Below are 24,483 nucleotides of genomic sequence, written 5' to 3' on the forward strand. Positions count from 1 at the left end.
GACGCAGAGCCACCGGGCGCTGGTGACAGCCTTCATCGAGCAGGCCAACGGCGGGTTCAACACCACGCCAGCGAAGGGAGCGGACGAGCCGCTGACCACGGTCACCAACACCGGCAGCCAGCAGCGCTTGGTAACGGCCAGCCTGGCCACGCTCCGGCGAAACTGCGTAGGCCGAGCCGTTGATGAGCCCGTACCGACCATGACCGCGGGCGCCGAGCACCATGCCTTGGTCGAGTACACACTGTCGCCAGAGCATGAGGAAGGCGCCCTGCGGGTAGCAGCGTTCCTGATCAGCTACTACGGCACGGAGAACATCAGCGCCTGCGACGCACCGGCACCGACGGTTACCACCAAGGACCGCCTGGGCCTGGTCACCGTCTTCGTGAAGGGAACGCCCTATGTGATCGTAGATATCTGCCTTCGCATGTTGCAGCCGCACGAGCTCTACCGCGCCCAGGGCTTCCCGGCCAGCTACATCATCGACAAGGGTGCTGACGGCAAGCCCTTCACCAAGACCGAGCAGGTGCACATGTGCGGCAACAGCGTCAGCCCGCCGCCTATGGCGGCCCTGGCGCGAGCAAACGATCCATGGCGCGCTGTCAGGTCCATGGCAGCCTAAAAAACAGAAACCCGACGAACGGTAGCCTGAAACAGCCGGAAAAGGGGCACTCGCTTCCCACTATCAATGCATGTGAGTCATTACCTGACTCCATGACCCGTAGAGGAATAGCTATGCCTAGCAAGATCTGTAATCGCTGTAAAGAGTATCACGAGCAGGAGCTAAACAGCTCCCTTGGCGCAGGGTTCGTCCTTGCTCTCATCCTCGCAGCCATCGCCCACTACTACGGCTTTTGGCACTTCGCGTAACCCCTCCTAAGCCGGGGCAGCCATACGGCTGCCCCATCCTGAATGGACAGACGTTCCCATGCCCACAGAAAACCGATCCAGCAACACAGAGATGGTCAGCGTGCCCTTCCACCGCGAAGACCGGTACATCGTCGTCAAGCGCAGCGACCTGGCGAAAGTGCCGGTGGCATACCGGAGCGCCTTGGTTGATCCGCTTTTTCACCTCCAGGCTCACCTGCCGCAGCGTGAGTGCCTGGTCATAGAAAGCGACTGGCCAGAGTACGAACCGACCTGGGCGGCCATCCAGGCGCACGTCACCGGGCAGCCAGCCCCCCAGCCCCAAGCCGAGCCGATAGCGTGGATGGTTGGTACTGCCTTCTGGTGGACCAAAGAAGAGGCAGAGCGGGATGCGGCGGCGACTGGGCTGCCGATTGTTGGCCTGGGACCGATGACCGATAGGGGCGAGGCTGAGCAACTGCGCGAGGTCATCAAGTATTCGGATGATCAGATCATGCGGCAAAGCCTGCGGATCTCGAATCAGCGCGCCCAATTGGCCGAGCGGGATGCGCTGCTGCGCGACAACTCAGGCAAGCTGATCCGGATGGCTGCTCACCTGATCAGCGCACCGCTATTCGCCCTGCAAGACCTGCAGGACGAAGACAAGAAAATGAGCCGGGCCCGAGTGGACAAGGCTGTCGACACAGCAGACGCCAGGCTGAAGGATGCGGCCTACGAACTCCGCCGAATCGCTGACGCCCTATCCGCCAGCGCAGGACCAAGCTCGCCGACCTGGTCGTGCCAAGCATGCCAGGTGGAGCAACCAACTGACCGCGCGTGCGATGCGTGCGGCGGCAAGACCGAACTGGCCGGCGCCAAATCCTGACCGGAGCACATTTGTACTCCACCCAGCTGTAACCCCTCTCTCCTCTATTCACTGCCGCGATATGGCGGCCAAGGAATCCGTATGCCCAGCGCACAAACGGCGGCACGGTGGTGCCCGGACGAATGCCCGATAACAGGCCGCAAGTTCTTCATGTGGATCGAGCATCCCGATGGCGGGATGGTGCCGACCTATGGCGACCCTTTCGACAGCTACACGATCCCGACCCGCGACGGCGACGAAGGCTTCTGCTGCGAGCGGTACGACCACGATTACGGTGGTTGGCGCGACGACGAAATGGTGGGCCTCAAACTGATCGACGACCAAAGCGACGAATGCGAGCACGGCCAGGTTGCCGAGCTGCAGGCAGAAATTGAACGACTCAAGGGCCAGAGCCGCACCATCACGCTGGCGGGGTGCGAATACACGGAAGATGACCTCATCGGCACTGCGGTCAGGTGCGTCAGCGGAACCAGCAGGCAGAAGACCCCGCGCTGGGTGCTCATGATGGACGCCTTTGTCTGCGGTTCAGGCGTAGCCCAAGCGCTGTGCCGGCGTTACGGGCTGGCCCCGGACGAGGGACTGCGCAAATGACCATGCGCCTGAAGAAAGCCGAGCGCGAGCAGGTTCGCCTGAAGTACGGCGGCCGCTGCGCCTATTGCGGCAACGACTTGGGCGAGCGGTGGCACGCCGACCACTTAGCTCCGGTGATTCGCCTGCCTGATGACCGGGTGGCCGAACAACTGCAAAACCACAACCTGGCCAACATGATGCCGGCTTGTGCGCCCTGCAACCTGAGCAAATCCCGCATGCAACTGGAGGACTGGCGCCGCTGGCTCGCCGGCCACGTCAACAGCCTCAACCAGTACCACCCCATCTACCGCTTGGCCAAAGCCTACGGCCTGATCGCCGAGACCGGTGCCGAGGTCGTCTTCCACTTCGAAAAGGTGCAACAGCCATGACCCGACTCGCCCTCTGCTTCCTGCTGCTGGCCACCGGCGCCAGCGCAGACCCACGCGAAACACGAGGCATGCCCTACGTGTTCCAGGTGTTTCACGACGACCAGCGTGCAGTGACGTGCTGGTCCTACTCGGGCGGCCTGAGTTGCATCCCCGACAGCCAGCTGCAGGCCGGCAACCAGCGCCAGCTCTCCCCGCACGAAACACAACCCGAACCTACACCCGCACTGGCGCCTGGGCGCTGGATTGATGAGAGGTATCAGCTGTGAGCAAGATCGACTGGAGCAAGGCGCCTGAGTGGGCAGACGGTCACGGCCTGGTCGCCCACCACGGCATTACCGAGGTGTGGATCAACATGGACCAGTACGCCGTGGTCGGCGCCGAGGATCGCGTCTATCCATACGGTGGCGGTACCGGCGATCACCGGCACAATTTCACGCAGGGCCAGATCCAGTACATCACGCCGCGGCCAGCGCGCTGGGATGGCGAAGGCCTTCCGCCAATAGGCCAAAAGATAGAAATGAAGCACAAGCGCTCCACGGAATACTGGGCTCGGCCTGGATTCCAAGAGGTGACCATCACCGCCATGGGCGCGCAACTGTTCCTGGTCACCTACCGCGAGGGCGGCGAAGAAAACTGCGGCCACCTTAGTGAGTACGAATTTCGGCCGCTCAGTTCTCCTGAACAACGGGCGGCGGAAGAACGCCAGCGTGCTGCGCGACAAATGTGCCTTGATGCCGGGCATGAATCCCCAACACCCGGGCAGATCAATATGGGCCTCAGGCTCTACGACGCCGGCTACCGCAAGCAGGTGGCGCAATGATCGCCCTCGCCTACCTGATCTACAGGGGGCCGCGATGATCCCGCACAAAGGCTGGCTCAGGCGCCAGCTCGAATCGGCTCTTATCCTCCTGGCCGCTCGAATCCTCGGCGGCCGCAACGTCACTAGGTCCGGGGTCATCTCTCGCAGGGACAACAACGAGATGTTTGAGATGGACTGGGAGCTTCGCGACATCGCCCGCCGCATCCGCCAGCAGTACAAAGCCTAACCCCTCCCTTTATTACTCAAGCCCGCCGACATGCGGGGGCATGGAGAGACTCATGTTCAATTTCTTGGCCCGCCTGTTCAAGCGCAAGAAGAAGCCGGCACAACGCGCCGCGCTCGGCCCGACCGGGTATGCCCGCGGCCACACCCCCGCATCTGGCCGACAAGACCCGATGCTAGACCCGCTCAACCCTATGAGCCCGGTCAGCCCCATGTATCCCACCCACCTGGCGGACAGCTACGAGCCGGCACGCTCGAGCAGTACCTGCTCCAACCGGGACTACGGCAGCTTCGACAGCGCCAGCAGCTACTCGTCGAGCGACAGCAGCAGTTCCAGCGACAGCGGATCCAGCTCCAGCAGCTGCGACTGACCACCAACCTGCCGCCACCGGCGGCGTGGAGACCATCCCATGGAAACCGAGATCCTTTCGGACGAAGAGCTGGTGGCGATCACCGGCTACAAACCCCGGGCGTGGCAGCGTCGCTGGCTCACAGAAAAAGGCTGGCACTTCGTAGAGAGCCGCGGCGGCCGGCCACTGGTTGGCCGCCAGTACGCCCGCCAGAAGCTCAGCGGCGTGGTGATCGACACCGTGCCGGTCGTAGCAGCCCCTCCACCAGCACCCGCCTGGACCCCTGATTTTTCCCGAGTGAAGTGAAATGCGCCCAAGGAAGACCGAGAATCGCGACCTGCCACCAGGTATGTATCGCCGCAAGAGACAAAAAGCCAATGGCAAGGTGTGGGAGGCCCTGTACTACAGAGACAAGTCGGGCAAGGACATCTTCCTCGGCAATGACTTGATGAAGGCCAAGCTGAAGTGGGCGGAGCTGGAGGCCAAGTCGGTGCCGAAAGAACTGACCACGATGAAGGGGATCTTCGACGAGTACCTGCTGAAGATCATCCCAGGCAAGGCCGTCAGGACACAGAAGGACAACATCTACGAGCTCAAGCAGCTGCGCAATGTGTTCGACTCGGCGCCGATCGACGCCATCACCCCGGCCATGATCGCGCAGTACCGCGACTCGCGGTCGGCGAAGACCAGGGCAAACAGGGAGATCGCCCTGCTCTCCCACGTCTTCAACACGGCGAGGGAATGGGGGCTTACCACCCGGGAGAACCCGTGCCTGGGCGTAAGGAAGAACAAGGAGAAACCGCGCGACTTCTACGCCAACGAAACAGTGTGGCAGGCGGTGTACGAGGAGGCTCCACCGGAGCTGAAGGATGCGATGGACTTGGCCTAACCTGATTGGCCAGCGGCCATCGGACGTACTGTCCATGCGGAAGGACGATGTGGAGGGGATCTACCTGATGGTCAGCCAAGGCAAGACCGGCAAGAGATTGAGGATCGTCTTGGAAGTGGACGGGGTGAAGAACAGTCTGGGCCAGCTGCTCGAGCGAATCATGCGCAGGACCAGCGAGCACCTGTCGCCGTTCTTCATCCTCAACGAGCACGGCAAGCGCATGAGCTGGCCGATGCTGCGCAACCGGTGGTCAGACGCACGAGAGGCGGCCAGGGTGAAAGCTGAAGTCGAGAAAAAGCCAGACCTCGCCAACCGAATCGCCCAGTTTCAGTTCCGCGATATCCGACCGAAGGCTGCTTCCGAAATCGAGGACATCAGCCATGCGAGCAGGCTGCTCGGCCACTCGAAGGAGGAGATCACATAGCGGGTGTATCGGCGCGTCGGCGAGGTTGTCAGCCCGACCAAGTAAAGGCCCGATGCGGAAACGGTACCCAATGATGCGGAAACGATAGGGTTTTCTATCGCCCAAAGAAAAACCCCGCAGACGTTAATCTGCGGGGCTTTCGAATGGTGGAGGCCGAGGTCGGAATCGAACCGGCGTAGACGGATTTGCAATCCGGTACGAACCTGCTATTTTGCTAGGGGAAATCGCTCAAGCCACTGTATTTATTGGGTTTAGCGTCATTTTCCTGCATCTTGATTCATCATCATTTGGGACATTCAATGTCCCAGTTTTGTCCCACGCCTCCTGCCCCCCCTCTACTAGCGTTCTGCCGACCGATTCCCTTCCTTTATATAGCTAACCACCAAGCTCGGACAGCCGGGCCTCTGCCGAATGCACGATCACCAGGTACAGCCGCTCGATGGCATCGGCCGGGATCGCCTTCAGCACCTCCAGCGCCTCGATCAGGCTCTCGGCCCTGGCCTGGGCGATCAGGCAATTGACCGCCGTGCCGCTGACCTCGATCTCCGTGACCCGCTTGCGCAGCAGGCCATGGATTTCTGGAGGCATGATGATCCCGGGCAAGAACTCTCCGGGTTTCTGGTTACCGTAACTGCCGCTCACTGGTATCTCTCCCTTTGATGGAGAGCCCATTATAGATCGACTCGCACGCCAGCCCAGCTATTCGGCTTCGCTCAAGCGCTGCTGCGCAGCTGCCCGCCATTCGGTCAGCGTCTTCAAGCAATCCCCCGAGCACCACGACGGCAGAGGTTCCTGTCTGGCGCTGCTGGGTAGCGATGGTATCGCAGGTGGCTCTGTGGCCGGCGCGCAGTCGGGCGATTTCCCCGCGCAGCCCGCCAGCAGCAGACTCAGCAGCAGCGGCGCGGCCTTGGGCCAGTTCCAGTTTCTGTCGTGCACTCTCACCCTCCTCGTCCGCCATGGCTTGGCGGTGCTGTTCTTCTGTTCTGGCCTGGGCGGCGGCGCGCCGATCGCGCTCGGTCACCGCCAGGCGGTAGTCGGCCATCTCGCGACGCGCCGCCTCGGTATCGCCCTGAGCAACCGCCACCCGGTACTGCTGACCGCCAGCAATCAGCACGAGGGCGATAAGCCACCAGCACCAGGCCGGTACCGCGCCGAGCCAGGTCATGCCAGCGCCCCGCCGAGCTCCACCCAGCGCCCGAGCAGCTTGTCCAGGCGGTGCGGGTTCTGCCCATAGGTGTTGCCCGGGAAACTTGCCCAGATGTTCGAGCACTTGGCGATCGCCTGCTGGATGCGGCAAGCCTTGATGTCGTCCAGCGCACGGCGCTCGCGAATCTGCTGCAGCGCGATACGGTCCTGGTTCTCCGGCGTGAATCCGCCAGACAGGCGCAGGCTGACCCGGTACGCATCCCAGTAACGCTCGAGCAGCTGGTACCGCCCGGCAGCGGTGCTGGTGACCGGCTTGCCGTTGATTGGGAAGGTCAGCTTGCGCCGAGGGTGATCGGCATAGCCTTGAAACAGGCCTTTGCCGTACAGCACGTTGTAACCGTCGTCGCTCGCCTTGACCGTCGAGGTGCCCTCTGAAAAGGCGATGAGATCCAGAAACCGGAGCACGTTCGCGCCTCCGGCCTGGGATTCGGTGAGTCTGGCCATGGGTTTCTCCAGGCAAAAAAATTCCCGCTACTGGGCGGGTGTTGGGAGAGATCTTCAGCAGTTTCTCGGCGAACCGCTTTTGATTGCTCAGAAATATTTCCAAATGCGGCAATGCCTTATATCGGCATTGATCAAAATGGCCATGTGCCATACCATCCGCGCCTCATTAACACGGACGAGATGTCATGCGACTCAAGCACGCCTTACTTTTTTCAACCCTCCTCATATCTGCATGTGGCGAGCCAGAGCACTGGCCTGAGCACAAGCTGACGGATGAGATCCGAGCGGTCGGCACTAAAGAAAAGGCGCTATACGTCAAGAGCAAGTTCAACCCTGATGAGAAAGCCCAGGAGTACGTAGCCGGCGGCGACTACATGAACTACGGCAAAACGATGATCCATCGTGACGGCCCGAACATGAAGATCGACGAGCAAGGCGCCCCGATGGTTATGCAGGGCGGGAAGTTTTACTACGGCCCAGGTACCGTCGCTATCGCAGCCTTGGCCGCGCATGGTCGCATGCTTGCTGGCGAGGACAAGGCAAAGTTCCTTTCCATTTCCAACAAGCTCGCCGAGCTGCAGGACAAGGATGGTGCTCTGCGCTACCCCTTCACCTTCCGTCATTATTCCATGGGCCAGTACTATAAGGTCGGCTGGACTTCCGGCATGGACCAAGGCATGGCCCTCAGCGTTTACTCTCGCGCTTACAAGCTGACAGGCGACAAGAAGTGGCTGGAGTACGGCGAAAAGGCGTTGGCATTCCTCCAGGTCAAATATCCTGAAGGCCCAATGTCCGATCTTAGGTTCCTCGACAAATCGCTGGCAGGACGCGCGTTCTTCCTAGAATACCCGGCCGAGCCGAACGCCTACACGCTGAACGGCTACGTCTTCACTCTGTTCGGTCTCTACGACTGGTGGAAGGTCACCGACTCCAGACAGGCCGGGAAGCTCTTCAATGACGGCGTCGACACGCTTGAGCACCTTCTGCCTTATTACGACATAGGCACGTTCTCAGCCTACGACCTCAGCTATATCACCAACTCGCAGCTACCATACCTGCAGCCGCGCATGCCTCACGTGGCAGCTCGGTATCATTCCCTGCACATCTCACAACTGATGGGCCTGTACTCCATCACTGGCAAAGAAATCTTCCCAGAAACCGCCAATCGCTGGAGAGCGTACGCCCAGCCTTAAAAAGTGCAGATAGGTGCTATCATTCGCGCACTCAACCTACGGACGGACGAAATGAAGCACCTATCTGCGATCCTGCTTTCTGCCTTGGCAATATCTGCACATGCCAGCGACACCGCAGCCCTGACAGACGGCGCCAGCGATGCTTACTCCAAATGCCTGGTCCAAGAGTTTGATAAGCAGAAGTACAAAGCGGCCTCCAACGATCTCGCCAACAGCGTGATTGTCGCTTGCAAAAAGAGTCTTGCCGCTCACGTAGAGCACTTGTACAACGCCGAGACATCTGACCCAAATCAGAATCCTGGCTCTGAGTCCAAGGACGAGTTCCAGGAGAGGGTTACAGCAGAGGAAGTCAAGGAAGCGAAAGTCCTGATTGGATCATGGATTGCACAATCGAAGTGACAAAGGGCGCCAGACGGCGCCCTAGTTTTTTCTGACGGACCAGGCCAGATTGACTGTAGCGCCAGGGTTGGCGTTCAGCGCGATCCTGAAGGTTGTGGCCGTAGGCGCTCCAGATATCAGCCAATACGTGGCAGAGCCCAGCGAAGAATTCAGGGTGATCGTGATGTCCTGAACAGCCGGCGTGTAATCAAGGCCGTGAGTTACGTCCACGAAGGTGGTTCCTGTGGTGATGCTCGCGGTGCCAGAGTTTTCGGTTTTGAACCCTTCGTTCTGGCTGACCTTGTTGCCTGCCCCTTCGTCAAGAACGCCCTTGGATGTCGCGCCCTCGATGATATTCAGCCGGACTCGGTTGTTCGAGCAGTTCGCTTGCAAGCGCACGCCGTTATCTACATCACCAGCGCCACGAACGACGGTGTTGCTTTCAATGATGTTCTTGTCGGAGCCCACAGTAGTGCCAGCGCGCGTCATTGCTTGCAGCTCTATCGCGCTGTTGTTGCCGGTTGCACCATAGCATGGCTCCCAGCACATGTTATGGACAACCTGGCTGTACTGAACTCCTACCAGAACAATCGCCTGCTTACTTGGACGGTAGATCTGGTTGAAGTCTACCAGCAGGGCATTGGTGGTCGTTGGAGGGTCAGCCTCTGCCCCCCCTGCAAAAAGGGAAATCCCGGCACCATTTCCCGGGCCGATTATGTTCTTGGAAATATTTACTCGTCGAATGGCGCCAGATGTAATGCCTGCAGCCTCAGCAAAACCACCATAAGACTCAATAATGTTGTTACAGACATCCAACATAGTGGATATTACTGGTGTACCACCTGACGAGAACGATACATCATCAATGAAAATACCCGTCCTGCCAGACCTACGGATTGTATTTCCAGTGATCTCGTTTCCAGCCCCGCCGACATATATGAATATGCCGTCGTTGCAGTTCTCGATAAGACAGTAGAGCACCTTGCAGTTGGTAGGACCGTATGCTGCACCGCCTCCGCCAGTCAGGAATACCCCTGCTGAGCCCCAGTTTTTCATGGTGCACAGTTCGATAACCACATCCTTCGGCGCGAAAAGCTCGAAGGCACGGTTTGTACCATCCGTGATCAGAGGGTCTGGACTTGCACCAACCAGGGTAAGCCCATAGAACTTGGCGTCGGTAAGCACGGTGCAGGCAAATGCCTCTTCGCCAATCGACTCCTGAAAGATCGTTGCGCCATACCCATAATAACGCCCCCCGTTCTTGGGGATGAGGTCAGCAGTGATCCGATACACATTCTCCGTGCCACCGAAATCCAAAGGCCTGCCATCGTTGATTGCTGCCTGGATGCCTGCGGTATCGTCGTGAATGCCATCCCCAACTACGCCGGCGAAGTCCTTTACGCTGACTCGCTCCCGCATCCGGTCTTGAATATTTCTGGCCACAACGCCGAGACCGGATTGGATGAATCCAACCTTGGTGGACCCGTCACTACCCGCCAGAACGGAAAGCACTTGCGTACCCTGGGCCGCAGCCTTCACCGCTGCGCCAAGGCTCCAGCCTGGATATCCCAAGGACTGGTCATACGGAATAGCACCAGGGCCCTTATCGGCCTCGTCCGGCGCAACCACAATGCTGGCCTTCTGGTTGGCGGCAGTGGCGTCAATTGCGGCTTGCGCTGCGTTATCTTCGGCTTGCTCCAGCCGGAACTCGAGATTGCTCGGCAGGTTGTCCAGCGCCAGCTTATACGTCGGAGTGAAGTTTTCTTGGGAGAGATCAAACCCAGGCCGAACGGACACTTTATCTGTGTCCAGTGTCCGGAAGTTCTCGTCCACTTGCGCCCAGGTCAAAGGGGCGCCATTTCTAACCCGGTAAGTGAGTGCCATTTTAGATCTCTTCGTCAGGGCTCTGTGGCCACACGATGGTCTTCGGGAAGCCCTCTTGAAGCTCAATCCGGTTCAGGTAGACCCGGTAGCGCTTCCAGGCCACCAGCAGATCCTTCTCTGCGTCGCTGGCCTCGCCAATATCGACGGCATCCTGCAGCGGACCCATGCGCACCGCCGCATCGACCAACAGCTTCGCCCGGGTGGCGGTTGCTTCTTTGGTGAGGGCGGCATTCTCAAGCTCTTTGCTCAGGCGCCAGGATGTGCCGCTCCACGTGTGACTCTGGCTCGGTGGCTGTTTCGAGGTGTAGCCGTCTGGAATCGGGCCGAGATCATTGAGAGCCGATACAGCACCATCTTCGGTGCTGTAAATAGCGCCCCTGTTATCCTCAACCACCTCCCATCCATCATCGGACCTGCGGACCACGTGGCCCTTCTTCGATGCCGGGGGCGAATCAAGACAGGCGTTTCCTGGAATGAGCCATGCACCAACGTCAAGAGGGTCGGCGTCGGCGACAGATTCCCCGATGTACTCACGCGTCACGCCGTGATAGTTGTAAATCTTGGGTGCTTTGTTTTCCATGCGGACCTCAGTAGACGATGCACGCCATCAGGGCGATATTTCGCGGTCTGACGCTGTTGAAGGTTTCGATCGCCTGCGCCGGGCGAGTTGTCGTTTCATATCTGAACCCGCCAACGCCTGTGCTTGAGGAAGAAGACCCGTCCCCATTGATCATTGGCGTCGCCACAGCAGCGCTCGCATTGCCATTGGCGTAGTAGCTGAGAGCAGAGGCGGCCTGCGAGCTGCCAAGGATTCGACCGGTGTCGATACCACGTCCATCATCCCAGCCGCGCGGGAACTCACCGCGCATCTCTGGCAGGTTGAAGGTGGTGGTTCCATTGCCGGCGCCGTAGCGCGTGCCGATGGCGGCGAAGAGCCTGGAGTAGACCGTTCGGCTCACTGCGGCGAAGTTAGCCTTCAGTGTTCCGTCTGGCGCGGTATCGCCGGCAACCCAGATGATCTGCCCCGGGAAGGTTCGCGATTCAGTCGCAATCAGCTGGAGTAGTGCGTTGAAATACTGCGAAGAACCAACAGCATCCACGTCGCCGTTTGGCGTAATACCGGCGGAGACCAGCAGCGACTGAAACAGGCCTTCCTTGTCGTTCGCCCAGTCCTTTTCCAGGTAGGAGCCGTCGAAAACGTCTGGGGCGCTCCGATTCTTGAATGACCCTTGCGGGTATAGCCCGGACGGGTTATCGAACCGGCCTGGGTACCGCTCGTTCAGCTTGAGAGCCATTGTTATCCTCCTGTAAATCCAACAAATTGGGCGTAGCTGTCCCCGAACTGATCTTCGGTATTCCCAAATTCCACCATGTCGATACCCTCCATGAAGCCGCTGAAGCGGACTCCCTGGGGCTTTGGCACCAGCAGGTCATTGAGAAGTGCGAACCGTTCGAGCGGGGTGATGCCGCCGTAGAATTCGATGCTGAACGACATGTCCTCGTTGTCGACGATGCGCAGGGCAATGGCGTTTGGGAGCAGGAAATTCATGCTCGCGAGGATGTCGTCGATGGTCGCCTGGCTGTTGTTCTTGACGATCTTCGCCTTGATGACCAGGCGGTAGAGTTCGTCAGAAAGCTGGGCGTCCTGGTCAATGGTCAGCGCACTGAACACAGCCTCTTCATCGCCGAACTCAGAACCGTCCAGCAAGGCGAACTGGCCAGGGTTCATTGGCAGCGTGCCGATGTAGCTCCTGGGCGCCACGACGATTCGGCCGATGGTGTCCAGTGCATCGCCTGTTGCCGTGTCGATGAAGTAGCTGTTGCGCACAGCCTCGGCGGCGGTATCGATCTGCGCGCCCATTTCGATCGCGATCTCGTACCAGGCCACGGCCTTTGGCTTGTTGCGGTATTGCGCATAAATCCGGTTCAGGGAGACCGAACTGTCTTCCACATAGCCAGGCTCAACATAGCCGGCCTCGAAGTACTCGCGGTTGAAGAGCGTCATTCGTCACCGCCTGGTCAGACTATCGTCACAGTGATGTTCGCCGCCGACCATCGAGACATCTCGTTGTAGGCGATGGGCAGGTTTGCGGACGATCCGTTGAGGGTAAGGCTGGTCACGTAGCTGTTGCCGTACTGGCCGATAACCTGGTTGATGGGGGTGAACATGGTGCTGAACGGCACCGTCTCACCGATGCCGAAGCCGGTTATCTTGAACCCCACGTCGGCCGGAATCAGGTCACCCTCAGCGAACTCCATGACTGCGTTGGTGATCAGCTGGCCAGCATCAACCGGCAGGGTGCCGTCGTTTTTCACCTCTACCACCAGGATCGCGTCGACGTAGACCGGCCGGCTGGCCCTGATGAGCTTGTAGTTGTCCGGGTACCTCGGCGACTGGACATTGACCTCGAACGGATCACCCGCTTGAAACAGCAGAACCCCAGGGTTCTTCTTGAGGTAAATGGCCATGGCCACGTCCTCATCGGCTCCGCCATCGATGATTGGCGCGATGGAGTGGGCCGGAAGGCCGTACGGATTATCTGCGCTTACGGCCGAGCTATTCGTGTCGTTCTCGTAGAGCTTGACGCGACGGACACTGTCGACCGCGTAGAGCTCTCCAATCATCGAGTCGACCTGGTTGCTCCCAGGCCTGCCCACGGCTGCTGCCCGGGTAACTCGAAGCTGCTCGTCCCGCTGGGCGTCCGTGCCCTCCACCGCTGGCGCAGGGTTGTTGACGGTGGCCAGGCCACCTATGACGTCGACGATGCGGGTGATCGTGTCAGGGTCTGCGGCTGTTGGGCCGACCACGGTGCAGGTGGCATTCACCGTTGCAGATCCGCCAGTGTCGAGCGTGACGGCCTGATCGGTTTCCCACCTGCTGCCGGTGACCGATGACTCAAACCGGTTCCCCTTCGGGATTACCGTCATGGGTGTGCCGGTCAGCGACAGCGACACGTTTGACTTGGATCCCTCAGACCGGGTTGTGCCGGTCAGCGAGCAGACGATGTCCAGGTCCAAGCCCTTGGCCTTGTTCGGGTCTTTCGAGTTGTAGGCCCGCTGCAGGGTCTCGTCGAGGGAATAGAAAATCTCCGCGTCGTGAGCAATCTTCAGGCCGTCAGGAGTAGATGGGTCGAGGTTCCAGAGCGGGTCGATATCCAGGTAGAACTGTCGTTCTTGGGCGAACCAGTCGTTTTGCGTCTGCAGCACATAGCCGGTCGTGGTAAGGCTAGCCATCAAGTGTTACCTCTACCTGGCCGAACTCAGTGAGAGCCCCAGCGGTTACGGTGTATTTGCGTGTGGTGTTGTCGAAATCGGCCTGGAACTTGGTGAGCCTCACGACGCCAGGCGTGTTCGCGATACGTGCCCGCAGCGCGGCCTCGGCGGTAGACAAGTTGACGAACTTGCCGAGGATCTGCTCGTACCACGGGGTTCCGTCAGTGATATCGCGGAAGTACTCGCCAAGGTAGAGCCGAAGCCTGGTCAAAATGGTTTGGGCAATCTCTTCTCGCCCCGTGAGGAACTGCTGGCCACGGGTCACGATGTCGCCGTTTTCGTCCAGCCTGCGCACGGTCATATGACTGGAACTCCCGAAATCTGGTTGCCCCTAGTAACTTCAGAGGTTCTGTGATTGTTGAGTGAAATCCCGGTCGCCGTGATCACGTCGCCATCCGGGGTGATGGTCAGGCCATTGATCAGGAAAGTACCGTCAGCCTTCATCTCGAATGAGCCGGCGCCGTTCTGCATCAGGATGGTGTTGTCGTTCTTCAGCCAGACGAACTGGGTTCCCGCCTGGTTTCGCAGGCGGACCCCGTTGTTCTGGAAGCCTGGAAGGGCGTTCGGCTTGGACCTGAACCCAGGTAGGAACATCGCGTCCTGCATGTTGTGGAAGCGGCCAACCGGGTTCGAGGCAATTCCCCCGCTCTGCACCCATCCGTCGATGCAGCGCTGGGAGAACAGGATGTCGCCCTCGCATCCTGGATCGATCTGGTACTCGACGCAGTAGTCACCGCCCGGGAAGTGAACCGGAACCTCGATGATTGGCGGGACCGTGAACTCCGCGCCGTTGATGTCCACCCGCATCACCCCGACCTGGACTTGAGCCAGTTGGGTCTTCCCGTCGAACGTGAGTACATGCCCCGGGATGGATGTGCACACGCCTTTCATCACCTCTCGAAAGGCATCGCGCAGCATCTTGGCCTGCTTGGCCCGGCCCTCTGTTCTAAGCATGCGAACCTCTGATCTCGGTGCGTTATCGCGCGAAATCAGCGGACGAACTGCTGACCTCGCATGTAGGCGGTATTCACTGAGGCAACTGCCTCGCCTCGGGTAATCTTCCCGTCCCTGTTCACGTCCAGGCCGGAGTTGGCCGCGTACTCGCGCTGGTATTGGCCGGTGTCTCGCTCCCACATCACATAGGAATCAGGACGCCCTACCGCGATCGGCCACAGGACGGCCAGGTAAGCATCCCCGAGGTTGCGGATGCGTCCGGAATAGGTCTGGTAGTAGGACTCGACGTAGTCGAGCTGGCGCACCGCTGTCATGCGTGCAAGCTGCGCCGTGGTGGTGCCCAGTCCGACCGCTGTTGCCTCGATGAACTGGATAAGGCCTGTTGCCGAACTGCCCGGGTTTCGAGCCGCCGGGCTGAATGTGTAGCCAGTCTCGAATCCCATTACGGCCATTAGCCAGTTAGGGTCGATCGACTGCCGCCCGGCAATCTCCCGGGTCTTCACCCGGAATGCCTGGTCAACCCTGGCGCCCCAGATCAGTTTCCCGTTCTCAGGTGTGGAGGACTGTGTCAGCGGCGGCGTGGTGCCGGCGCGCAACCCGTCGATCTCGGTCTTCCACACGTCGCCGTGCGAATCGCCAGAGTGCTTCAGGGCAAAGACGTTGTATTCGCCGTTGGCGCTGGCATCCCCGCTGATCTCCGAAACATAGAGATTACCGGTGTTGAACGTGGCGAATTCGCTCTCCACATTGATCTTGCCGTTGATGCGCATGGAAGGATTCAGCTGCACAGAGACAAACACTCCAAGGCCATCCGGGCCCCGGGATATCTCTGGAATGCCGATCATCCCGCTGAGCTGGTCTACTTTTACCGGGCTTGCTGTGCGAGGCTGATTTGGCTTGGTGATGACGATCCGACCGCGGTCCTGCATCCAGTCAAACTTGTAGGCGTAGGACAGGTCCGTGAAGGCAGATGGGATGTCGCCATCAATCACCAGGCCTGACGCAAGCGGCATCGCATCAGCGAATTGGCTGTTGTCGATCTCGATTGGCAGTGGCCACGCCCGGGCCAAGGCTCGCAGAACCTCCTCGATCCTGGTTCCGACACCGAACGATATCTGCGCAGACGCGCGATCAACCGCCGGCTGGCCTGACCTGCAGATCAGTCGCGTGGTGATTTCCGGCGCGCCTGGCTCGCGCTCTCTCAGCACATTTGTCACGTAGCCGGTGAACACAGCGTCGATGTTATCTGTGTATCCGGCGCGAAAAACAATGCTCGAGCCCTGCGCTATCGCCGACTCTTTATTGATGTTGTACAGCCGAATGTCGGCGAACGAGATCGCATCACCAGGCGAGATATCGATATCGAACACACAGCGGAACTGCCTTGGCCCGACCTGATCGGTAATGTAGGGCTGCCCGTTGATGTCAACGGACCATGCTCGCTCTCTCATGCGCTCACCAGAGGAGGTACCCAGACCAGGTAGTTGTCGATCCCGAGGTTGTCGAGGGTTACGTCGCTGCCGGTGAACACCAGCTGCCCAATCCCAGCCCGATAGCTCTGGATCACATCACTGCCAGGCTCCAGCATGGCCCCTGAAACAATGCGACTGCCGTCGCGCAGCAGGTTCATAGACCAGGCCGGATCATCGAGGTAGGAGATGAAATCGACCTCGAAGTCAATGAGGCTATCCCCAAGCTGAACTGAAAACCGCTGGTGCGCGTTGGCTGCTCCGGCCCGAAGCGGGATAACGTTCATCACACGACTCCATCAAGGATGTTGTTCACGGCCTGGGAGATGCTGTCAGAGGCCTCTTTTGCTATCGCCTGGCCCTTGCTTACAGCGCGCGCCAAAGCGCTCTGTGAGGGGTCACCGTCGCGCAGCTGAGACACTGAACACTGCGTACCCCGGGCTATGCGGTCCAACTCAATGATCTCCTGCAACTCCACCACGAACTCAAGACCGTTCTCGTTGCGCGGCTCTTTCGTTCTGGAAATGCGCGTGATCGCCATGTTCTTGAGGGTGATGTCGCCAGCATCGATGTCGAACGGGTCGGACGATTGCATCAGCCAGATCAGGAAAGAAAGCGTGCTGCTGCCCCTGGTCTCGTCGCTGCCGGCCAGCCAGCCCGCAGAAAGACCGGACACCGCTGACACGAACGGGTTATCCGAGAGGTTCGATAATGCCCCGCCAACGAAATCGGTAAGCTGGGTCTTCACTGGGTTGTTGCTGATAGCGCCGGTCATCGTCCACTTGAATGGATTCAGGATCCGGTGGTCCGAGATCCTGACCCCAGATTCGATTGGGAACGATGTCACCGTCACAGACACATCAAGGGAATCCTCAAGCACTGCGTCGAAGGAATAGCCGGCAATGGTCGGCGCCTGGCGGGTGAAGATGTTGACGATACTCAAGGCTATCGCTCCGTCGTGGTTGCCAGGTCGCTCAGCGTCTCGTAGTTCTGGCGTTCGTTCACCTGCGTGATTTTGCTTTCGAGCGCCTGGCCGTCGAGCTGGATCGTCATGTCGACGTTGTTCTGCACCTTCACTGGCGTCTTGCTGAGGGCGCCGGCCAAGGCATCAGCGTTGGCCTGCCTGTCCTCTTCGCGCGCGTCGCGGTCAATGGCAGGAACGCTGTCCTCTACCGATCGCTCGACACCCATCCCGGAATCGCCAGGGGCGAACACATCGTTGATCAGCTGCAGCGGGCTTTTGATCGTCTTCAGGCCGGTGATGTCTTTCAGCCAATCGTCGAACTCGCGAGACGCCTGGCCGTAGCCGGGCAACTTCCCGTTCAGGTACTCGCTCAATTCGCTTGCGCCGACGGCGCCACCCACTGTGGCAAGGCCAAGCGTGCCAGCAGAGCCGGCCGCACCGCCGATAGCGGTGAGGCCGATCTTGGATGCAGCGGCACCTGCCAGCGACGCCCCAGCAGACAAGCCAAGCGCGGCGGTAGCGCCATCGTTCTCTGCTGCATAGTCGATCGCCTTCGAGATTCCTTCGCGGTTGTTCTCGATCAGCTTATTCAGCCAGTTGCTCGCCCCGATCAGGCTGGGCAAGAACTTATCGGCAAGCTCATTGCGGACACCTTCAATGGTCAGGCCAAGCTCTGCCGAGCTCTCGCGCAGTTTCCGACTGTTGTCAGCAAGCCCGTCGATATCGCCGGCCAGGCCGTTTGCCTTCTTGGCGAGGTTATCCAACTGCTCTGCACCGCCAGATAGCGCACGGAATGTGGAATCCGATAGCCCGAGAGCGCTCTGGACCTGGGCCCGTTGCCCTTCATCCAGCCTCGGAATCATGTCGGACAGGGCCCGCATGAACTCCTCGCCAGTGTTGGTCTGGTAAAGCGAACTGACGTCAATTCCGGCAGTGGCCAGGTCGCCCACAGGGCCAGCGTCACCCTTCAGGCGAAGGTTGTTCTGGATCTCCTCGAAGCGGGTGATCGCCTCAAGCGCCTCGCTGGCCTCGCCACCCATCAATCGGATCGCGTTGCCGTAGTTGTATACGGCGTTGGTCGAAGTCCGCAGGTTCTGCGTTGATGCAGCAAGCCGGTCTACGCTTGAAGCGGTTGCCGCGATGCTTGCCGCACCTGCGCTGAACGCGCCGACGAGGGCGCCGGATATCTGCAGCGCCCGCCCCTTCAGCCCTTGCAGGCTGCTGGAAATCTTCTTCTCGCCGGCCTCAAGCCCGCGAGTGTCATAGCCAATCCCGATGAGGAACGACTTCAGCGTTTTAACCGACATCAGCGGTTCCTCTCTTCATGGGCGGCTAGGATCTCGTCCATCGCCTGGTGGAAGCGCTCGACATCAGCAAGCGATAGCGTTCCGTCGACCAGATTGGCCCAGGTGCAGAGCGGTGGGCAGACCCCAACGATGCCCACGCATGGCCGCATCAAGAACCAATTTACTGCGCTTCGCCGTCCGCCAGAGGATCCCTTTCTTCGGCGTGGGCGACGCGCAGCCAGTCGAAAAAATCGCCGAGATTCCAGCGCAGCAGCTCAGCCAGGAGCTGGTTGTACTGCACCATTTTCCCGCCGAAGTCGGCAGCGGTGACTGCCTGAGTAGTGCCGTTCAGCACCACTCGCGCCATTAGCATGTTGGCCGCCTGGGTCTTGGCCGCCTGAGGCATGGCCATGAACATCGGGACCAAGACCGAATCGTCCAGGTCCTTTCCGATGGAGGCGGCGGTCATGGAACGCTCGATCAGGCCTGCGGAGAGGAGCGACAGAAGTCGATCCTGATCTACGGCACTGGCCATGGCGGCGTTGTACTGGGCGCCGCCTACGGTGAAAGCCTTAACGCTCATCCATTACCCCCGGGTGGCTTCCCAGATGTTGAACTGCATGGTGAATTGGTCGTCGGTGATGCTGGAGCCGCCGCGCCCACGCTGGCCATCGTTGACGATGACGCCTTCGGAGCCCAGCGCCGTCTCCAGCGTGCCGATCTGGGTCAGCGCTACTGTCACGTTGGCGTTCGAGTTGAACAGCCCCTGCATGTAGGCAGAGTCTGGGGAGCCCGGGTTGAGGTAGATGTTCACCTCGCGCCCTGGGTTGATGCGATCCAGGCGCACCGCATTCCCGCCCTGGCCGCGGCGAAGCTGGCTCTTGGCGTCGATTGGCGCGTCGGTGTAAGGGGTGGCAGTCTCGCCCCAGTCCTGGATCTGTCGGCCGTTGACGGTGACAACGAACAGGTCTGTCGAAAAGTTGCTCAGGCTCATTCAGGTCACCTATCAATAGACGTCGAGGTCGACATCGACAATGTGGATGGCGCCGGCACGGAACAGGCGGATGCGCAGCGGTGCCGACTTGCGGGCGTTACGGTCGGCATCAGACAAGTCGAGGATGTCCTCTGGCTTGGTCAGAATCTCGAAGCCAGAGGTGTATTTCTCCAGGCCGTCGTCCGGGTCGATGTAGTTGCGCGGGCCCAGGTAGCCGTTGTTGATGAACTGCCGCATGGTCGCGCGCGCCGCGCCGATGAGCACTGCCTGACCTACCGGGGTCTGAGCCAACTTGGTGACCTGGCCACCGAGGGTGTTGTACAGCGACGTGGTGAGGAAGTTGATGCAGGCATCCAGGTTGATGACATCGTCGATGTACTCGCCGTAGGAGCTGTGCGTCAGCGTGTTGATCCAGCGCCCCGAGTCAACGGAGCCTTGGTTGTCCACGACGGTGTAGAAGACGGCCTTCTTGGTCTCGCTCTGCATCGCCGTGTAGGCGGTATCGGTCAGATCTTCTGCCACAACACCCGGCGACTTCTTGAACTCGCCAGTGATAGTCGAGCGGTCGGCGCTGTAGTTCACTGCAGCGAAATGCTTGGCCAGGGCCGAGCCTGCGTAGGCGTCGGAGGCGTGCGCAGCAGTGTAGGCATGACGGAAGCCGGCGGCAGTCAGCTGGGTGGCGATATCGTCGACATCGGCCGGGTCGCGGATCTCCGTTGCCGAAGCGCCCGTCTGGTTGTCGATGAACATGCTGGTGTTGTCTTCACACCACTGGGCGATCGCCAGCGCATCGGCTTTGACAGCCAGCACAGGGGCGGTCCACATGGTCCAGTACCACCAGACCATATTGCGCGCCTTGTTCAGCGTCGCAGCGCGGCTGGCGTCGGCGGTTGCCGTGCCCCACACCTTGATCTCGCGGGTGGCCGGAACGCCGCCGAGCCAGCGCTGGGCTGCCTTATAAGTCTCGGTAGTGTCTGCGAAGTCCTCAGCCAGCGACGTCAGGCTGAAGTAGGAACGGTAGGTGTTCGGAGTGAACCCGGCCGGCAGTTCGGTTTCAGGGGCGAACAGCATGGCGCTGGCAAAGTTCGCTGTGCCCAAGCCTGCCGGGCTGATCCGGGCATTCACCCGGATGATGTTGGATGCTGGATAGCTCACTGTGCTGGCTCCATGGGGTTATGTTGGGTCAACGCTCACGGTGAAGGTCTCGATGACTTCGGCGCTTTCGTTTTCCAGCGCAACGGTGGCGCTGAGGATGTTGTTCACGACCGGCAGACTGCTGGCCTCGTACATCAGGCGGAGGGTGATCTGGGCGCGCTGCTCGAAGTTGGCCGACTGAAGGCTGGTCAGGTTGTTGACGGCGTCCGCACCATTCCAGCCGATCTTGGCCTTGAACAGCATCACACTCACATCCGGTCGCTTGTTGGCCTGCTTCAGTCTTTCGGCGAACATCAGGGCCTCGCCGCGGTAGAAGTTCACGCTGGCGGCACACATGATCTGCGCCCGGACGTCGACCTCCACCTGGTCGCCCGGCACATCCCGAGTGATGATGTTGGCCTGACCTCGTTCGCTCACTGATTGCCGTGGGGTGATGGTTGCGTATGCACCTTCGGGTGCCGGCATGCTGCCGGGGCCTGGCTGGTCCGCCAGGATGCACTCAGGCACGCCGGTTGCCAGCATCACGATTGGTCGCAGCTTGGCGAAGAGCTCTTCATTGGTCATGCCGGGCCACCGCTTTGATCATCGATGCGGCTGACGATGACCTTGCAGTAGTTGCGCCAGTAGCGGTTATCCACCTTAACGGCCTTCCACTGCTGCCCCAGGAATTCCCAGGTTCCGGTCTGGTCGATCAGCTGCATGTCGCCCTCGTTCACATAGATGCGCCTGGCATCCACGATGCGCTCTCCGCCATGGCGGATGAAATCCACCTCGCGGTCAGTGGCCGGCTGGATGTTAACGACGTAGGGCGAAGTCACTGGGGCGCCGGGCGTCCAGATTCCTTCAACCCATGCGCCACCGGTTACGGTGCGCGTGGCCGGCACGCTGACGAACACGCCGTCGATGTGCCCCTGCATTGAAAGGCTCATTCCAGGCCCTCCGACATAGGCTCTGCGGACACTTTGTGTGTTACCGAGGCGCGCATGGCTCCGGTATCGATCAGCGGGTTATCGCTGCCTTTCTTGCGGATCGTGGATGCGGCATTGGGCGGCGTACGCAACTGGGTCATGTAGACTTTCACCTCGCCAGCCGCGATCACGCCGACCGTTTCCAGAATCTGGTCCATTGGCTGATCAGAATTGATGCCGGCCTCGATCGCCTCAAGGATCAGCGGGGTTGCCTGCTGAACCCCTGGCTCAAGCCATGGCCTGGCCGGGATAGTGATGTTGTGCGGCTGGGTCACCCCAAGCTGCATGTAGCCGGTGCCGGTCTTGAGGAATCTCACCTCGTCTCGGTCAGCGGCAGCCTTCGTGGCGTACCCATAGGACGTGCCGCCGGGGTGCTTCACCTCAGCACCGAACTCGTGGGTCGCGCCCAGCCCGGCCATGGTGATGTCGCCTGACTCGACATTGCCGGCCTCCTCATGGATGCCAACGGTGACGATCTTGTCGGAGCGCAGCGTGGCCAGCTCCTTCGATAGCTGATCTTCCAACTCTTGGAAGCCAATGAGGTCAAGGTTCAGCATCAGACCGCCTTGGCGCCCATCCCAGCGCGCTTCTTCAGCCGGTAGAACTGTTGGCCGTAGTTGGTGTAGGTGAGCCAGTCGTTACCGGCGTCCATCATTGCCGCGACCCGGTACCCAATGGACTCATCACCCACCGACTTCTGTGCCACGTTAAGCCTGGCATCGGACGACGGGGGCGCAGTAGCCCCAAGCGTGCCGTAGTTGGTGGCTAGCCAGTGAGCGGCGAAGTAGGCCATGCCGCGCCACTTGAAGTTGCCGCAGGCCAGCTCGAACGCGCCCCACCGGCATGAACCGGTCTCGGTGTCGGCCTCGCAGAGCGCGGTGGTGATCAGGCTGTCAGGCCATTTCGTGGTATCGGCGAACGCGGGCATGAGCTCCCGGAACGCTGCGATGATTTCCGGGGTGATGTCCATGCGTGCACCTTGAATGAGTGGGCGGCAGGCGCCCGGGTATTACTCGGCAGTGGCCTTGGCGATTTCTTCACGCAGGCGCGCTGCGCCCCAGGTCTTGTTGACCTTCACGCCGGCCCGGCCTGCTTGCTCGCGCAGTGCGTCGATGTCGTCGGTGTCGTCTTCGTCGCCCAGTTCATCTGCGCCTACGCGACGCAGGTCGCCGCTTTCGAGCAGAGCCTTGACGAAATCGATCTTGCCTGCCGCGTCGGGCACCTCTACCGCTGGGTTTTCGCCCGGCAGAACCTGGTAGCTGGTCAGCTCGCCGTCTACCACGTGCTTGATGGTGATCAGCCGTGCTGCTTCGTTCTTCAGGTACATGTCATATCCTCGCCTGGTTGTCCCGGCCGCCACCCCAAGCAGGGCTTAGGCGGCTAGGTGAAGGTTTAAACGTGGTCGCGGTACGCGCCGGAGAACGGATAGCGGAATTCAACGCCGCTGATCTTGTACTCGCAGGGGACGCGAACGCTCAGGTTCCACATCTGCGGAGCCAGGGAGCGCCACGGGATCGGCACCTGCATGCCCAGGTTCTCGTCGTTCAGCTCGTAGGCCATCATGCGGTCCTTGTTGCCGTTGGACACGCCATTGGCTGCCAGCTGGGCGGCGGACAGCTGCAGGCGCTGTTCAACGCGCAGCGGCTGGCCAGTCAGGCCGGTGTAGACGTTGTTTTCCTTCAGGTACTGCAGAACAGTGGTGTTCGGCAGCTCCTTCGACATCGGCATGCTGTTGATGCGGCGCCAGCGCGCCGAGTCCAGCACCAGGACGTTCGGCACGTGAACGGTGGCCGAGTTGGTCCAGACATCACCCAGGAAGTCGTCGATGTCTTCAACGATCTGCATGCCGGTGGTGGCAGGGTCGAACCAGTTCAGGGTCGAGTTCGACAGGGCCAGGTTCGGGTTGTTGAATGCGCCGGTCATGCCGCGCGTCGCATCGCCGAAGTACGCGACGCGCTGGGTGTGTTCCTGGGCACCGCGGAAGGCCGCTCGGGCCTTGGTGGTATCCAGAGGGATGCGCAGCTGCTGCGACTTGCGCAGCTCATCCAGGCTGTAGTCGTACATGTTGCCGGCGTAGCCGATCGGTACGGACGACTTGTTGGCGGACAGAGCCACGTTCGGCAGGTCGTCGGCGCTGGAGCCGATGAATTTGCCGATGGTGACGGCGTCGTAGCTGATGTAGTCCCAGCTGTCCGCCCACTCCGGCAGCTCGGTATGCACCGGGATCAGCTCGGCGTAGTTGATGGCCGCGTACTTCGCCTCGTAGATACGAGACTCCAGGCTGGCCAGCTGGCTGATGTAAAACGCCAGGCCGTCGTCGACGGTTGGCAGGCCGTCGTTGAACGCGACCTGCTCCATGTCGCGACCTACCTGATACGCGATGGCGGCGTCGATGGCTACGACGATTTTCTTGAGCTTCATGATCGGTTAGCCCCCGACTTTCAGAGAGATTTTTGCCAGGGCGCCGGCAGACGCCGAGCTGACCCATTTGGCATTGGGGATCAGCACTGCCAGGGTGGCGGCGGCGCCGACCACATTGGAGAACTGGCCCTGGTTGGTGCCGGTACCGTCGCCGACGACCAGATACACCGGGTCATCCTTGGCCACGGCCACTCGGGCGGTTACCCAGATCGGCGCTACGGTCTCGACGGACATGTCGCGCTTGGCGACGGCGCCGAATACCTCGGTAGACTGGTAGGCGGGGTTCAGTTCGCGCTTCACGACCCCGATGAACTGGGCCGCGGTCGATGCTGCGACCGGGAGCTTGGCGCCATCGTCACCGTCGCTCACAACCCCCAGGCCGAATGCGATGTTCGCGGTGCCCTTGTTGACTTTGGATACGGCGTTGGACAGTTCGCCGTCGGCGACCATGCCTGCGTACGCGACGCCGTGGTTGATTGCGTTGCCACCAATGACTGGCAT

General features: G+C 60.4%; 35 protein-coding genes and 1 pseudogene. 12 read left to right on the forward strand and 24 right to left on the reverse strand.

The window, feature by feature from the left end; genetic code table 11:
* From OO258_RS26060 to OO258_RS26105, 10 genes and pseudogenes are all read left to right on the forward strand, one after another.
* On the forward strand, window positions 1–619 hold a 619-nt coding region (locus OO258_RS26060; protein ID WP_266034461.1), incomplete at its 5' end, for a DNA cytosine methyltransferase.
* A gap of 306 nt (window positions 620–925) precedes the next feature.
* Window positions 926–1,729, forward strand: coding sequence for a hypothetical protein (locus tag OO258_RS26065; protein WP_266034464.1), 804 nt, complete (start codon window positions 926–928; stop codon window positions 1,727–1,729).
* Window positions 1,730–1,810: 81 nt separating this feature from the next.
* Window positions 1,811–2,320, forward strand: a complete 510-nt coding sequence (locus OO258_RS26070) for a hypothetical protein (RefSeq protein WP_266034467.1) — start codon at window positions 1,811–1,813, stop codon at window positions 2,318–2,320.
* A gap of 2 nt (window positions 2,321–2,322) precedes the next feature.
* On the forward strand, window positions 2,323–2,688 hold the full coding sequence (locus tag OO258_RS26075; RefSeq protein WP_070384490.1) for an HNH endonuclease: 366 nt from the start codon (window positions 2,323–2,325) through the stop codon (window positions 2,686–2,688).
* Complete coding sequence (locus OO258_RS26080) at window positions 2,685–2,954, forward strand: hypothetical protein (RefSeq protein ID WP_266034474.1); 270 nt, start codon at window positions 2,685–2,687, stop codon at window positions 2,952–2,954. The genes OO258_RS26075 and OO258_RS26080 overlap by 4 nt, the downstream gene beginning before the upstream one ends.
* A complete protein-coding gene (locus OO258_RS26085; protein WP_266034477.1) occupies window positions 2,951–3,508 on the forward strand; it encodes a hypothetical protein in 558 nt (185 codons plus the stop codon). Before OO258_RS26080 ends, OO258_RS26085 begins: the two co-directional genes overlap by 4 nt.
* 34 nt (window positions 3,509–3,542) lie before the next feature.
* Window positions 3,543–3,734 carry a hypothetical protein gene (locus tag OO258_RS26090; protein ID WP_266034479.1) on the forward strand — a complete coding sequence of 64 codons (192 nt, stop codon included), beginning with the start codon at window positions 3,543–3,545 and terminating at the stop codon, window positions 3,732–3,734.
* A gap of 52 nt (window positions 3,735–3,786) precedes the next feature.
* Window positions 3,787–4,101, forward strand: a complete 315-nt coding sequence (locus OO258_RS26095) for a hypothetical protein (protein WP_266034482.1) — start codon at window positions 3,787–3,789, stop codon at window positions 4,099–4,101.
* A gap of 39 nt (window positions 4,102–4,140) precedes the next feature.
* Window positions 4,141–4,386: a DUF4224 domain-containing protein gene (locus OO258_RS26100; protein WP_016498907.1), complete on the forward strand. Its 246-nt coding sequence runs from the start codon at window positions 4,141–4,143 to the stop codon at window positions 4,384–4,386.
* A gap of 1 nt (window position 4,387) precedes the next feature.
* A pseudogene (locus OO258_RS26105) lies at window positions 4,388–5,393 on the forward strand (tyrosine-type recombinase/integrase).
* Window positions 5,394–5,768: 375 nt separating this feature from the next.
* Here OO258_RS26105 and OO258_RS26110 read toward each other — a convergent pair.
* The 3 genes from OO258_RS26110 to OO258_RS26120 are packed head-to-tail and all read right to left on the reverse strand — an operon-like array spanning window position 5,769 to window position 7,043.
* On the reverse strand, window positions 5,769–5,981 hold the full coding sequence (locus OO258_RS26110; protein WP_266034645.1) for a hypothetical protein: 213 nt from the start codon (window positions 5,979–5,981) through the stop codon (window positions 5,769–5,771).
* 34 nt (window positions 5,982–6,015) lie between these two features.
* Complete coding sequence (locus OO258_RS26115) at window positions 6,016–6,558, reverse strand: DUF2514 family protein (protein WP_266034487.1); 543 nt, start codon at window positions 6,556–6,558, stop codon at window positions 6,016–6,018.
* Complete coding sequence (locus OO258_RS26120) at window positions 6,555–7,043, reverse strand: glycoside hydrolase family 104 protein (protein ID WP_266034489.1); 489 nt, start codon at window positions 7,041–7,043, stop codon at window positions 6,555–6,557. The genes OO258_RS26115 and OO258_RS26120 overlap by 4 nt, the downstream gene beginning before the upstream one ends.
* A gap of 185 nt (window positions 7,044–7,228) precedes the next feature.
* Between OO258_RS26120 and OO258_RS26125 the strand changes: the two genes are divergently transcribed.
* Together OO258_RS26125 and OO258_RS26130 are read left to right on the forward strand one after the other, a co-directional pair.
* Window positions 7,229–8,236: a D-glucuronyl C5-epimerase family protein gene (locus tag OO258_RS26125; protein WP_266034492.1), complete on the forward strand. Its 1,008-nt coding sequence runs from the start codon at window positions 7,229–7,231 to the stop codon at window positions 8,234–8,236.
* Window positions 8,237–8,287: 51 nt separating this feature from the next.
* The gene (locus OO258_RS26130) at window positions 8,288–8,635 is read left to right on the forward strand and encodes a hypothetical protein (RefSeq protein ID WP_266034494.1); all 348 of its coding nucleotides are present in this window, start codon (window positions 8,288–8,290) and stop codon (window positions 8,633–8,635) included.
* Between the two features lie 21 nt (window positions 8,636–8,656).
* Here OO258_RS26130 and OO258_RS26135 read toward each other — a convergent pair whose 3' ends face one another.
* From OO258_RS26135 to OO258_RS26235, 21 genes are all read right to left on the reverse strand, one after another.
* Window positions 8,657–10,498, reverse strand: coding sequence for a right-handed parallel beta-helix repeat-containing protein (locus OO258_RS26135; protein ID WP_266034497.1), 1,842 nt, complete (start codon window positions 10,496–10,498; stop codon window positions 8,657–8,659).
* A 1-nt stretch (window position 10,499) separates the two neighbouring features.
* A complete protein-coding gene (locus tag OO258_RS26140; RefSeq protein ID WP_266034501.1) occupies window positions 10,500–11,078 on the reverse strand; it encodes a tail fiber assembly protein in 579 nt (192 codons plus the stop codon).
* Window positions 11,079–11,085: 7 nt separating this feature from the next.
* A complete protein-coding gene (locus OO258_RS27795; protein WP_416309231.1) occupies window positions 11,086–11,793 on the reverse strand; it encodes a phage tail protein in 708 nt (235 codons plus the stop codon).
* 2 nt (window positions 11,794–11,795) lie between these two features.
* Complete coding sequence (locus OO258_RS26150; protein ID WP_266034504.1) at window positions 11,796–12,503, reverse strand: DUF2612 domain-containing protein; 708 nt, start codon at window positions 12,501–12,503, stop codon at window positions 11,796–11,798.
* Window positions 12,504–12,517: 14 nt separating this feature from the next.
* Entirely contained in the window at window positions 12,518–13,732 is a 1,215-nt protein-coding gene (locus tag OO258_RS26155; RefSeq protein WP_266034507.1) for a baseplate J/gp47 family protein, read from the reverse strand.
* Complete coding sequence (locus tag OO258_RS26160) at window positions 13,725–14,072, reverse strand: hypothetical protein (protein ID WP_266034510.1); 348 nt, start codon at window positions 14,070–14,072, stop codon at window positions 13,725–13,727. The genes OO258_RS26155 and OO258_RS26160 overlap by 8 nt, the downstream gene beginning before the upstream one ends.
* A complete protein-coding gene (locus OO258_RS26165) occupies window positions 14,069–14,689 on the reverse strand; it encodes a Gp138 family membrane-puncturing spike protein (RefSeq protein ID WP_266034512.1) in 621 nt (206 codons plus the stop codon). The genes OO258_RS26160 and OO258_RS26165 overlap by 4 nt, the downstream gene beginning before the upstream one ends.
* Window positions 14,690–14,760: 71 nt before the next feature.
* Window positions 14,761–16,176, reverse strand: a complete 1,416-nt coding sequence (locus OO258_RS26170) for a baseplate hub protein (protein WP_266034514.1) — start codon at window positions 16,174–16,176, stop codon at window positions 14,761–14,763.
* Window positions 16,173–16,481 carry a phage baseplate plug family protein gene (locus OO258_RS26175; protein WP_135350835.1) on the reverse strand — a complete coding sequence of 103 codons (309 nt, stop codon included), beginning with the start codon at window positions 16,479–16,481 and terminating at the stop codon, window positions 16,173–16,175. Before OO258_RS26175 ends, OO258_RS26170 begins: the two co-directional genes overlap by 4 nt.
* Window positions 16,481–17,137: a phage baseplate protein gene (locus tag OO258_RS26180; RefSeq protein ID WP_266034521.1), complete on the reverse strand. Its 657-nt coding sequence runs from the start codon at window positions 17,135–17,137 to the stop codon at window positions 16,481–16,483. The genes OO258_RS26175 and OO258_RS26180 overlap by 1 nt, the downstream gene beginning before the upstream one ends.
* A 2-nt stretch (window positions 17,138–17,139) precedes the next feature.
* A complete protein-coding gene (locus OO258_RS26185) occupies window positions 17,140–18,465 on the reverse strand; it encodes a hypothetical protein (RefSeq protein ID WP_266034524.1) in 1,326 nt (441 codons plus the stop codon).
* Window positions 18,466–18,625: 160 nt separating this feature from the next.
* Window positions 18,626–19,027, reverse strand: a complete 402-nt coding sequence (locus tag OO258_RS26190) for a hypothetical protein (RefSeq protein WP_266034526.1) — start codon at window positions 19,025–19,027, stop codon at window positions 18,626–18,628.
* Between the two features lie 3 nt (window positions 19,028–19,030).
* Window positions 19,031–19,438 carry a hypothetical protein gene (locus tag OO258_RS26195; RefSeq protein ID WP_266034529.1) on the reverse strand — a complete coding sequence of 136 codons (408 nt, stop codon included), beginning with the start codon at window positions 19,436–19,438 and terminating at the stop codon, window positions 19,031–19,033.
* A 12-nt stretch (window positions 19,439–19,450) separates the two neighbouring features.
* Window positions 19,451–20,593: a DUF3383 family protein gene (locus tag OO258_RS26200; RefSeq protein WP_266034532.1), complete on the reverse strand. Its 1,143-nt coding sequence runs from the start codon at window positions 20,591–20,593 to the stop codon at window positions 19,451–19,453.
* Between the two features lie 18 nt (window positions 20,594–20,611).
* The gene (locus OO258_RS26205) at window positions 20,612–21,157 is read right to left on the reverse strand and encodes an LIC_12616 family protein (protein ID WP_266034535.1); all 546 of its coding nucleotides are present in this window, start codon (window positions 21,155–21,157) and stop codon (window positions 20,612–20,614) included.
* Window positions 21,154–21,522 carry a hypothetical protein gene (locus tag OO258_RS26210; RefSeq protein ID WP_266034538.1) on the reverse strand — a complete coding sequence of 123 codons (369 nt, stop codon included), beginning with the start codon at window positions 21,520–21,522 and terminating at the stop codon, window positions 21,154–21,156. The genes OO258_RS26205 and OO258_RS26210 overlap by 4 nt, the downstream gene beginning before the upstream one ends.
* Entirely contained in the window at window positions 21,519–22,118 is a 600-nt protein-coding gene (locus OO258_RS26215; RefSeq protein ID WP_266034541.1) for a hypothetical protein, read from the reverse strand. Before OO258_RS26215 ends, OO258_RS26210 begins: the two co-directional genes overlap by 4 nt.
* On the reverse strand, window positions 22,118–22,531 hold the full coding sequence (locus OO258_RS26220; protein ID WP_266034543.1) for a DUF4054 domain-containing protein: 414 nt from the start codon (window positions 22,529–22,531) through the stop codon (window positions 22,118–22,120). The genes OO258_RS26215 and OO258_RS26220 overlap by 1 nt, the downstream gene beginning before the upstream one ends.
* Before the next feature lie 39 nt (window positions 22,532–22,570).
* A complete protein-coding gene (locus OO258_RS26225; protein WP_266034546.1) occupies window positions 22,571–22,888 on the reverse strand; it encodes a hypothetical protein in 318 nt (105 codons plus the stop codon).
* A gap of 65 nt (window positions 22,889–22,953) precedes the next feature.
* Entirely contained in the window at window positions 22,954–23,982 is a 1,029-nt protein-coding gene (locus OO258_RS26230; protein ID WP_266034549.1) for a DUF2184 domain-containing protein, read from the reverse strand.
* 6 nt (window positions 23,983–23,988) lie between these two features.
* Window positions 23,989–24,483: a hypothetical protein gene (locus tag OO258_RS26235; RefSeq protein WP_266034552.1), complete on the reverse strand. Its 495-nt coding sequence runs from the start codon at window positions 24,481–24,483 to the stop codon at window positions 23,989–23,991.

Origin of the sequence: Pseudomonas sp. DCB_BI, from assembly GCF_026240995.1 — a bacterium.
GTDB lineage: Bacteria > Pseudomonadota > Gammaproteobacteria > Pseudomonadales > Pseudomonadaceae > Aquipseudomonas.

Coding starts and splice junctions, on each gene's coding strand:
- OO258_RS26175 (WP_135350835.1), bottom strand. CDS start 16,481: ATGAACGTTATCCCGCTTCGGGCCGGAGCAGCCAACGCGCACCAGCGG.
- OO258_RS26090 (WP_266034479.1), top strand. CDS start 3,543: ATGATCCCGCACAAAGGCTGGCTCAGGCGCCAGCTCGAATCGGCTCTT.
- OO258_RS26210 (WP_266034538.1), bottom strand. CDS start 21,522: ATGAGCCTTTCAATGCAGGGGCACATCGACGGCGTGTTCGTCAGCGTG.
- OO258_RS26155 (WP_266034507.1), bottom strand. CDS start 13,732: ATGGCTAGCCTTACCACGACCGGCTATGTGCTGCAGACGCAAAACGAC.
- OO258_RS26220 (WP_266034543.1), bottom strand. CDS start 22,531: ATGGACATCACCCCGGAAATCATCGCAGCGTTCCGGGAGCTCATGCCC.
- OO258_RS26065 (WP_266034464.1), top strand. CDS start 926: ATGCCCACAGAAAACCGATCCAGCAACACAGAGATGGTCAGCGTGCCC.
- OO258_RS26205 (WP_266034535.1), bottom strand. CDS start 21,157: ATGACCAATGAAGAGCTCTTCGCCAAGCTGCGACCAATCGTGATGCTG.
- OO258_RS26135 (WP_266034497.1), bottom strand. CDS start 10,498: ATGGCACTCACTTACCGGGTTAGAAATGGCGCCCCTTTGACCTGGGCG.
- OO258_RS26110 (WP_266034645.1), bottom strand. CDS start 5,981: ATGCCTCCAGAAATCCATGGCCTGCTGCGCAAGCGGGTCACGGAGATC.
- OO258_RS26130 (WP_266034494.1), top strand. CDS start 8,288: ATGAAGCACCTATCTGCGATCCTGCTTTCTGCCTTGGCAATATCTGCA.
- OO258_RS26070 (WP_266034467.1), top strand. CDS start 1,811: ATGCCCAGCGCACAAACGGCGGCACGGTGGTGCCCGGACGAATGCCCG.
- OO258_RS26075 (WP_070384490.1), top strand. CDS start 2,323: ATGCGCCTGAAGAAAGCCGAGCGCGAGCAGGTTCGCCTGAAGTACGGC.
- OO258_RS26120 (WP_266034489.1), bottom strand. CDS start 7,043: ATGGCCAGACTCACCGAATCCCAGGCCGGAGGCGCGAACGTGCTCCGG.
- OO258_RS26115 (WP_266034487.1), bottom strand. CDS start 6,558: ATGACCTGGCTCGGCGCGGTACCGGCCTGGTGCTGGTGGCTTATCGCC.
- OO258_RS26140 (WP_266034501.1), bottom strand. CDS start 11,078: ATGGAAAACAAAGCACCCAAGATTTACAACTATCACGGCGTGACGCGT.
- OO258_RS26215 (WP_266034541.1), bottom strand. CDS start 22,118: ATGCTGAACCTTGACCTCATTGGCTTCCAAGAGTTGGAAGATCAGCTA.
- OO258_RS27795 (WP_416309231.1), bottom strand. CDS start 11,793: ATGGCTCTCAAGCTGAACGAGCGGTACCCAGGCCGGTTCGATAACCCG.
- OO258_RS26235 (WP_266034552.1), bottom strand. CDS start 24,483: ATGCCAGTCATTGGTGGCAACGCAATCAACCACGGCGTCGCGTACGCA.
- OO258_RS26195 (WP_266034529.1), bottom strand. CDS start 19,438: ATGAGCCTGAGCAACTTTTCGACAGACCTGTTCGTTGTCACCGTCAAC.
- OO258_RS26170 (WP_266034514.1), bottom strand. CDS start 16,176: ATGAGAGAGCGAGCATGGTCCGTTGACATCAACGGGCAGCCCTACATT.
- OO258_RS26190 (WP_266034526.1), bottom strand. CDS start 19,027: ATGAGCGTTAAGGCTTTCACCGTAGGCGGCGCCCAGTACAACGCCGCC.
- OO258_RS26185 (WP_266034524.1), bottom strand. CDS start 18,465: ATGTCGGTTAAAACGCTGAAGTCGTTCCTCATCGGGATTGGCTATGAC.
- OO258_RS26095 (WP_266034482.1), top strand. CDS start 3,787: ATGTTCAATTTCTTGGCCCGCCTGTTCAAGCGCAAGAAGAAGCCGGCA.
- OO258_RS26125 (WP_266034492.1), top strand. CDS start 7,229: ATGCGACTCAAGCACGCCTTACTTTTTTCAACCCTCCTCATATCTGCA.
- OO258_RS26160 (WP_266034510.1), bottom strand. CDS start 14,072: ATGACCGTGCGCAGGCTGGACGAAAACGGCGACATCGTGACCCGTGGC.
- OO258_RS26230 (WP_266034549.1), bottom strand. CDS start 23,982: ATGAAGCTCAAGAAAATCGTCGTAGCCATCGACGCCGCCATCGCGTAT.
- OO258_RS26150 (WP_266034504.1), bottom strand. CDS start 12,503: ATGACGCTCTTCAACCGCGAGTACTTCGAGGCCGGCTATGTTGAGCCT.
- OO258_RS26165 (WP_266034512.1), bottom strand. CDS start 14,689: ATGCTGCGCGATGCCTTTCGAGAGGTGATGAAAGGCGTGTGCACATCC.
- OO258_RS26225 (WP_266034546.1), bottom strand. CDS start 22,888: ATGTACCTGAAGAACGAAGCAGCACGGCTGATCACCATCAAGCACGTG.
- OO258_RS26100 (WP_016498907.1), top strand. CDS start 4,141: ATGGAAACCGAGATCCTTTCGGACGAAGAGCTGGTGGCGATCACCGGC.
- OO258_RS26080 (WP_266034474.1), top strand. CDS start 2,685: ATGACCCGACTCGCCCTCTGCTTCCTGCTGCTGGCCACCGGCGCCAGC.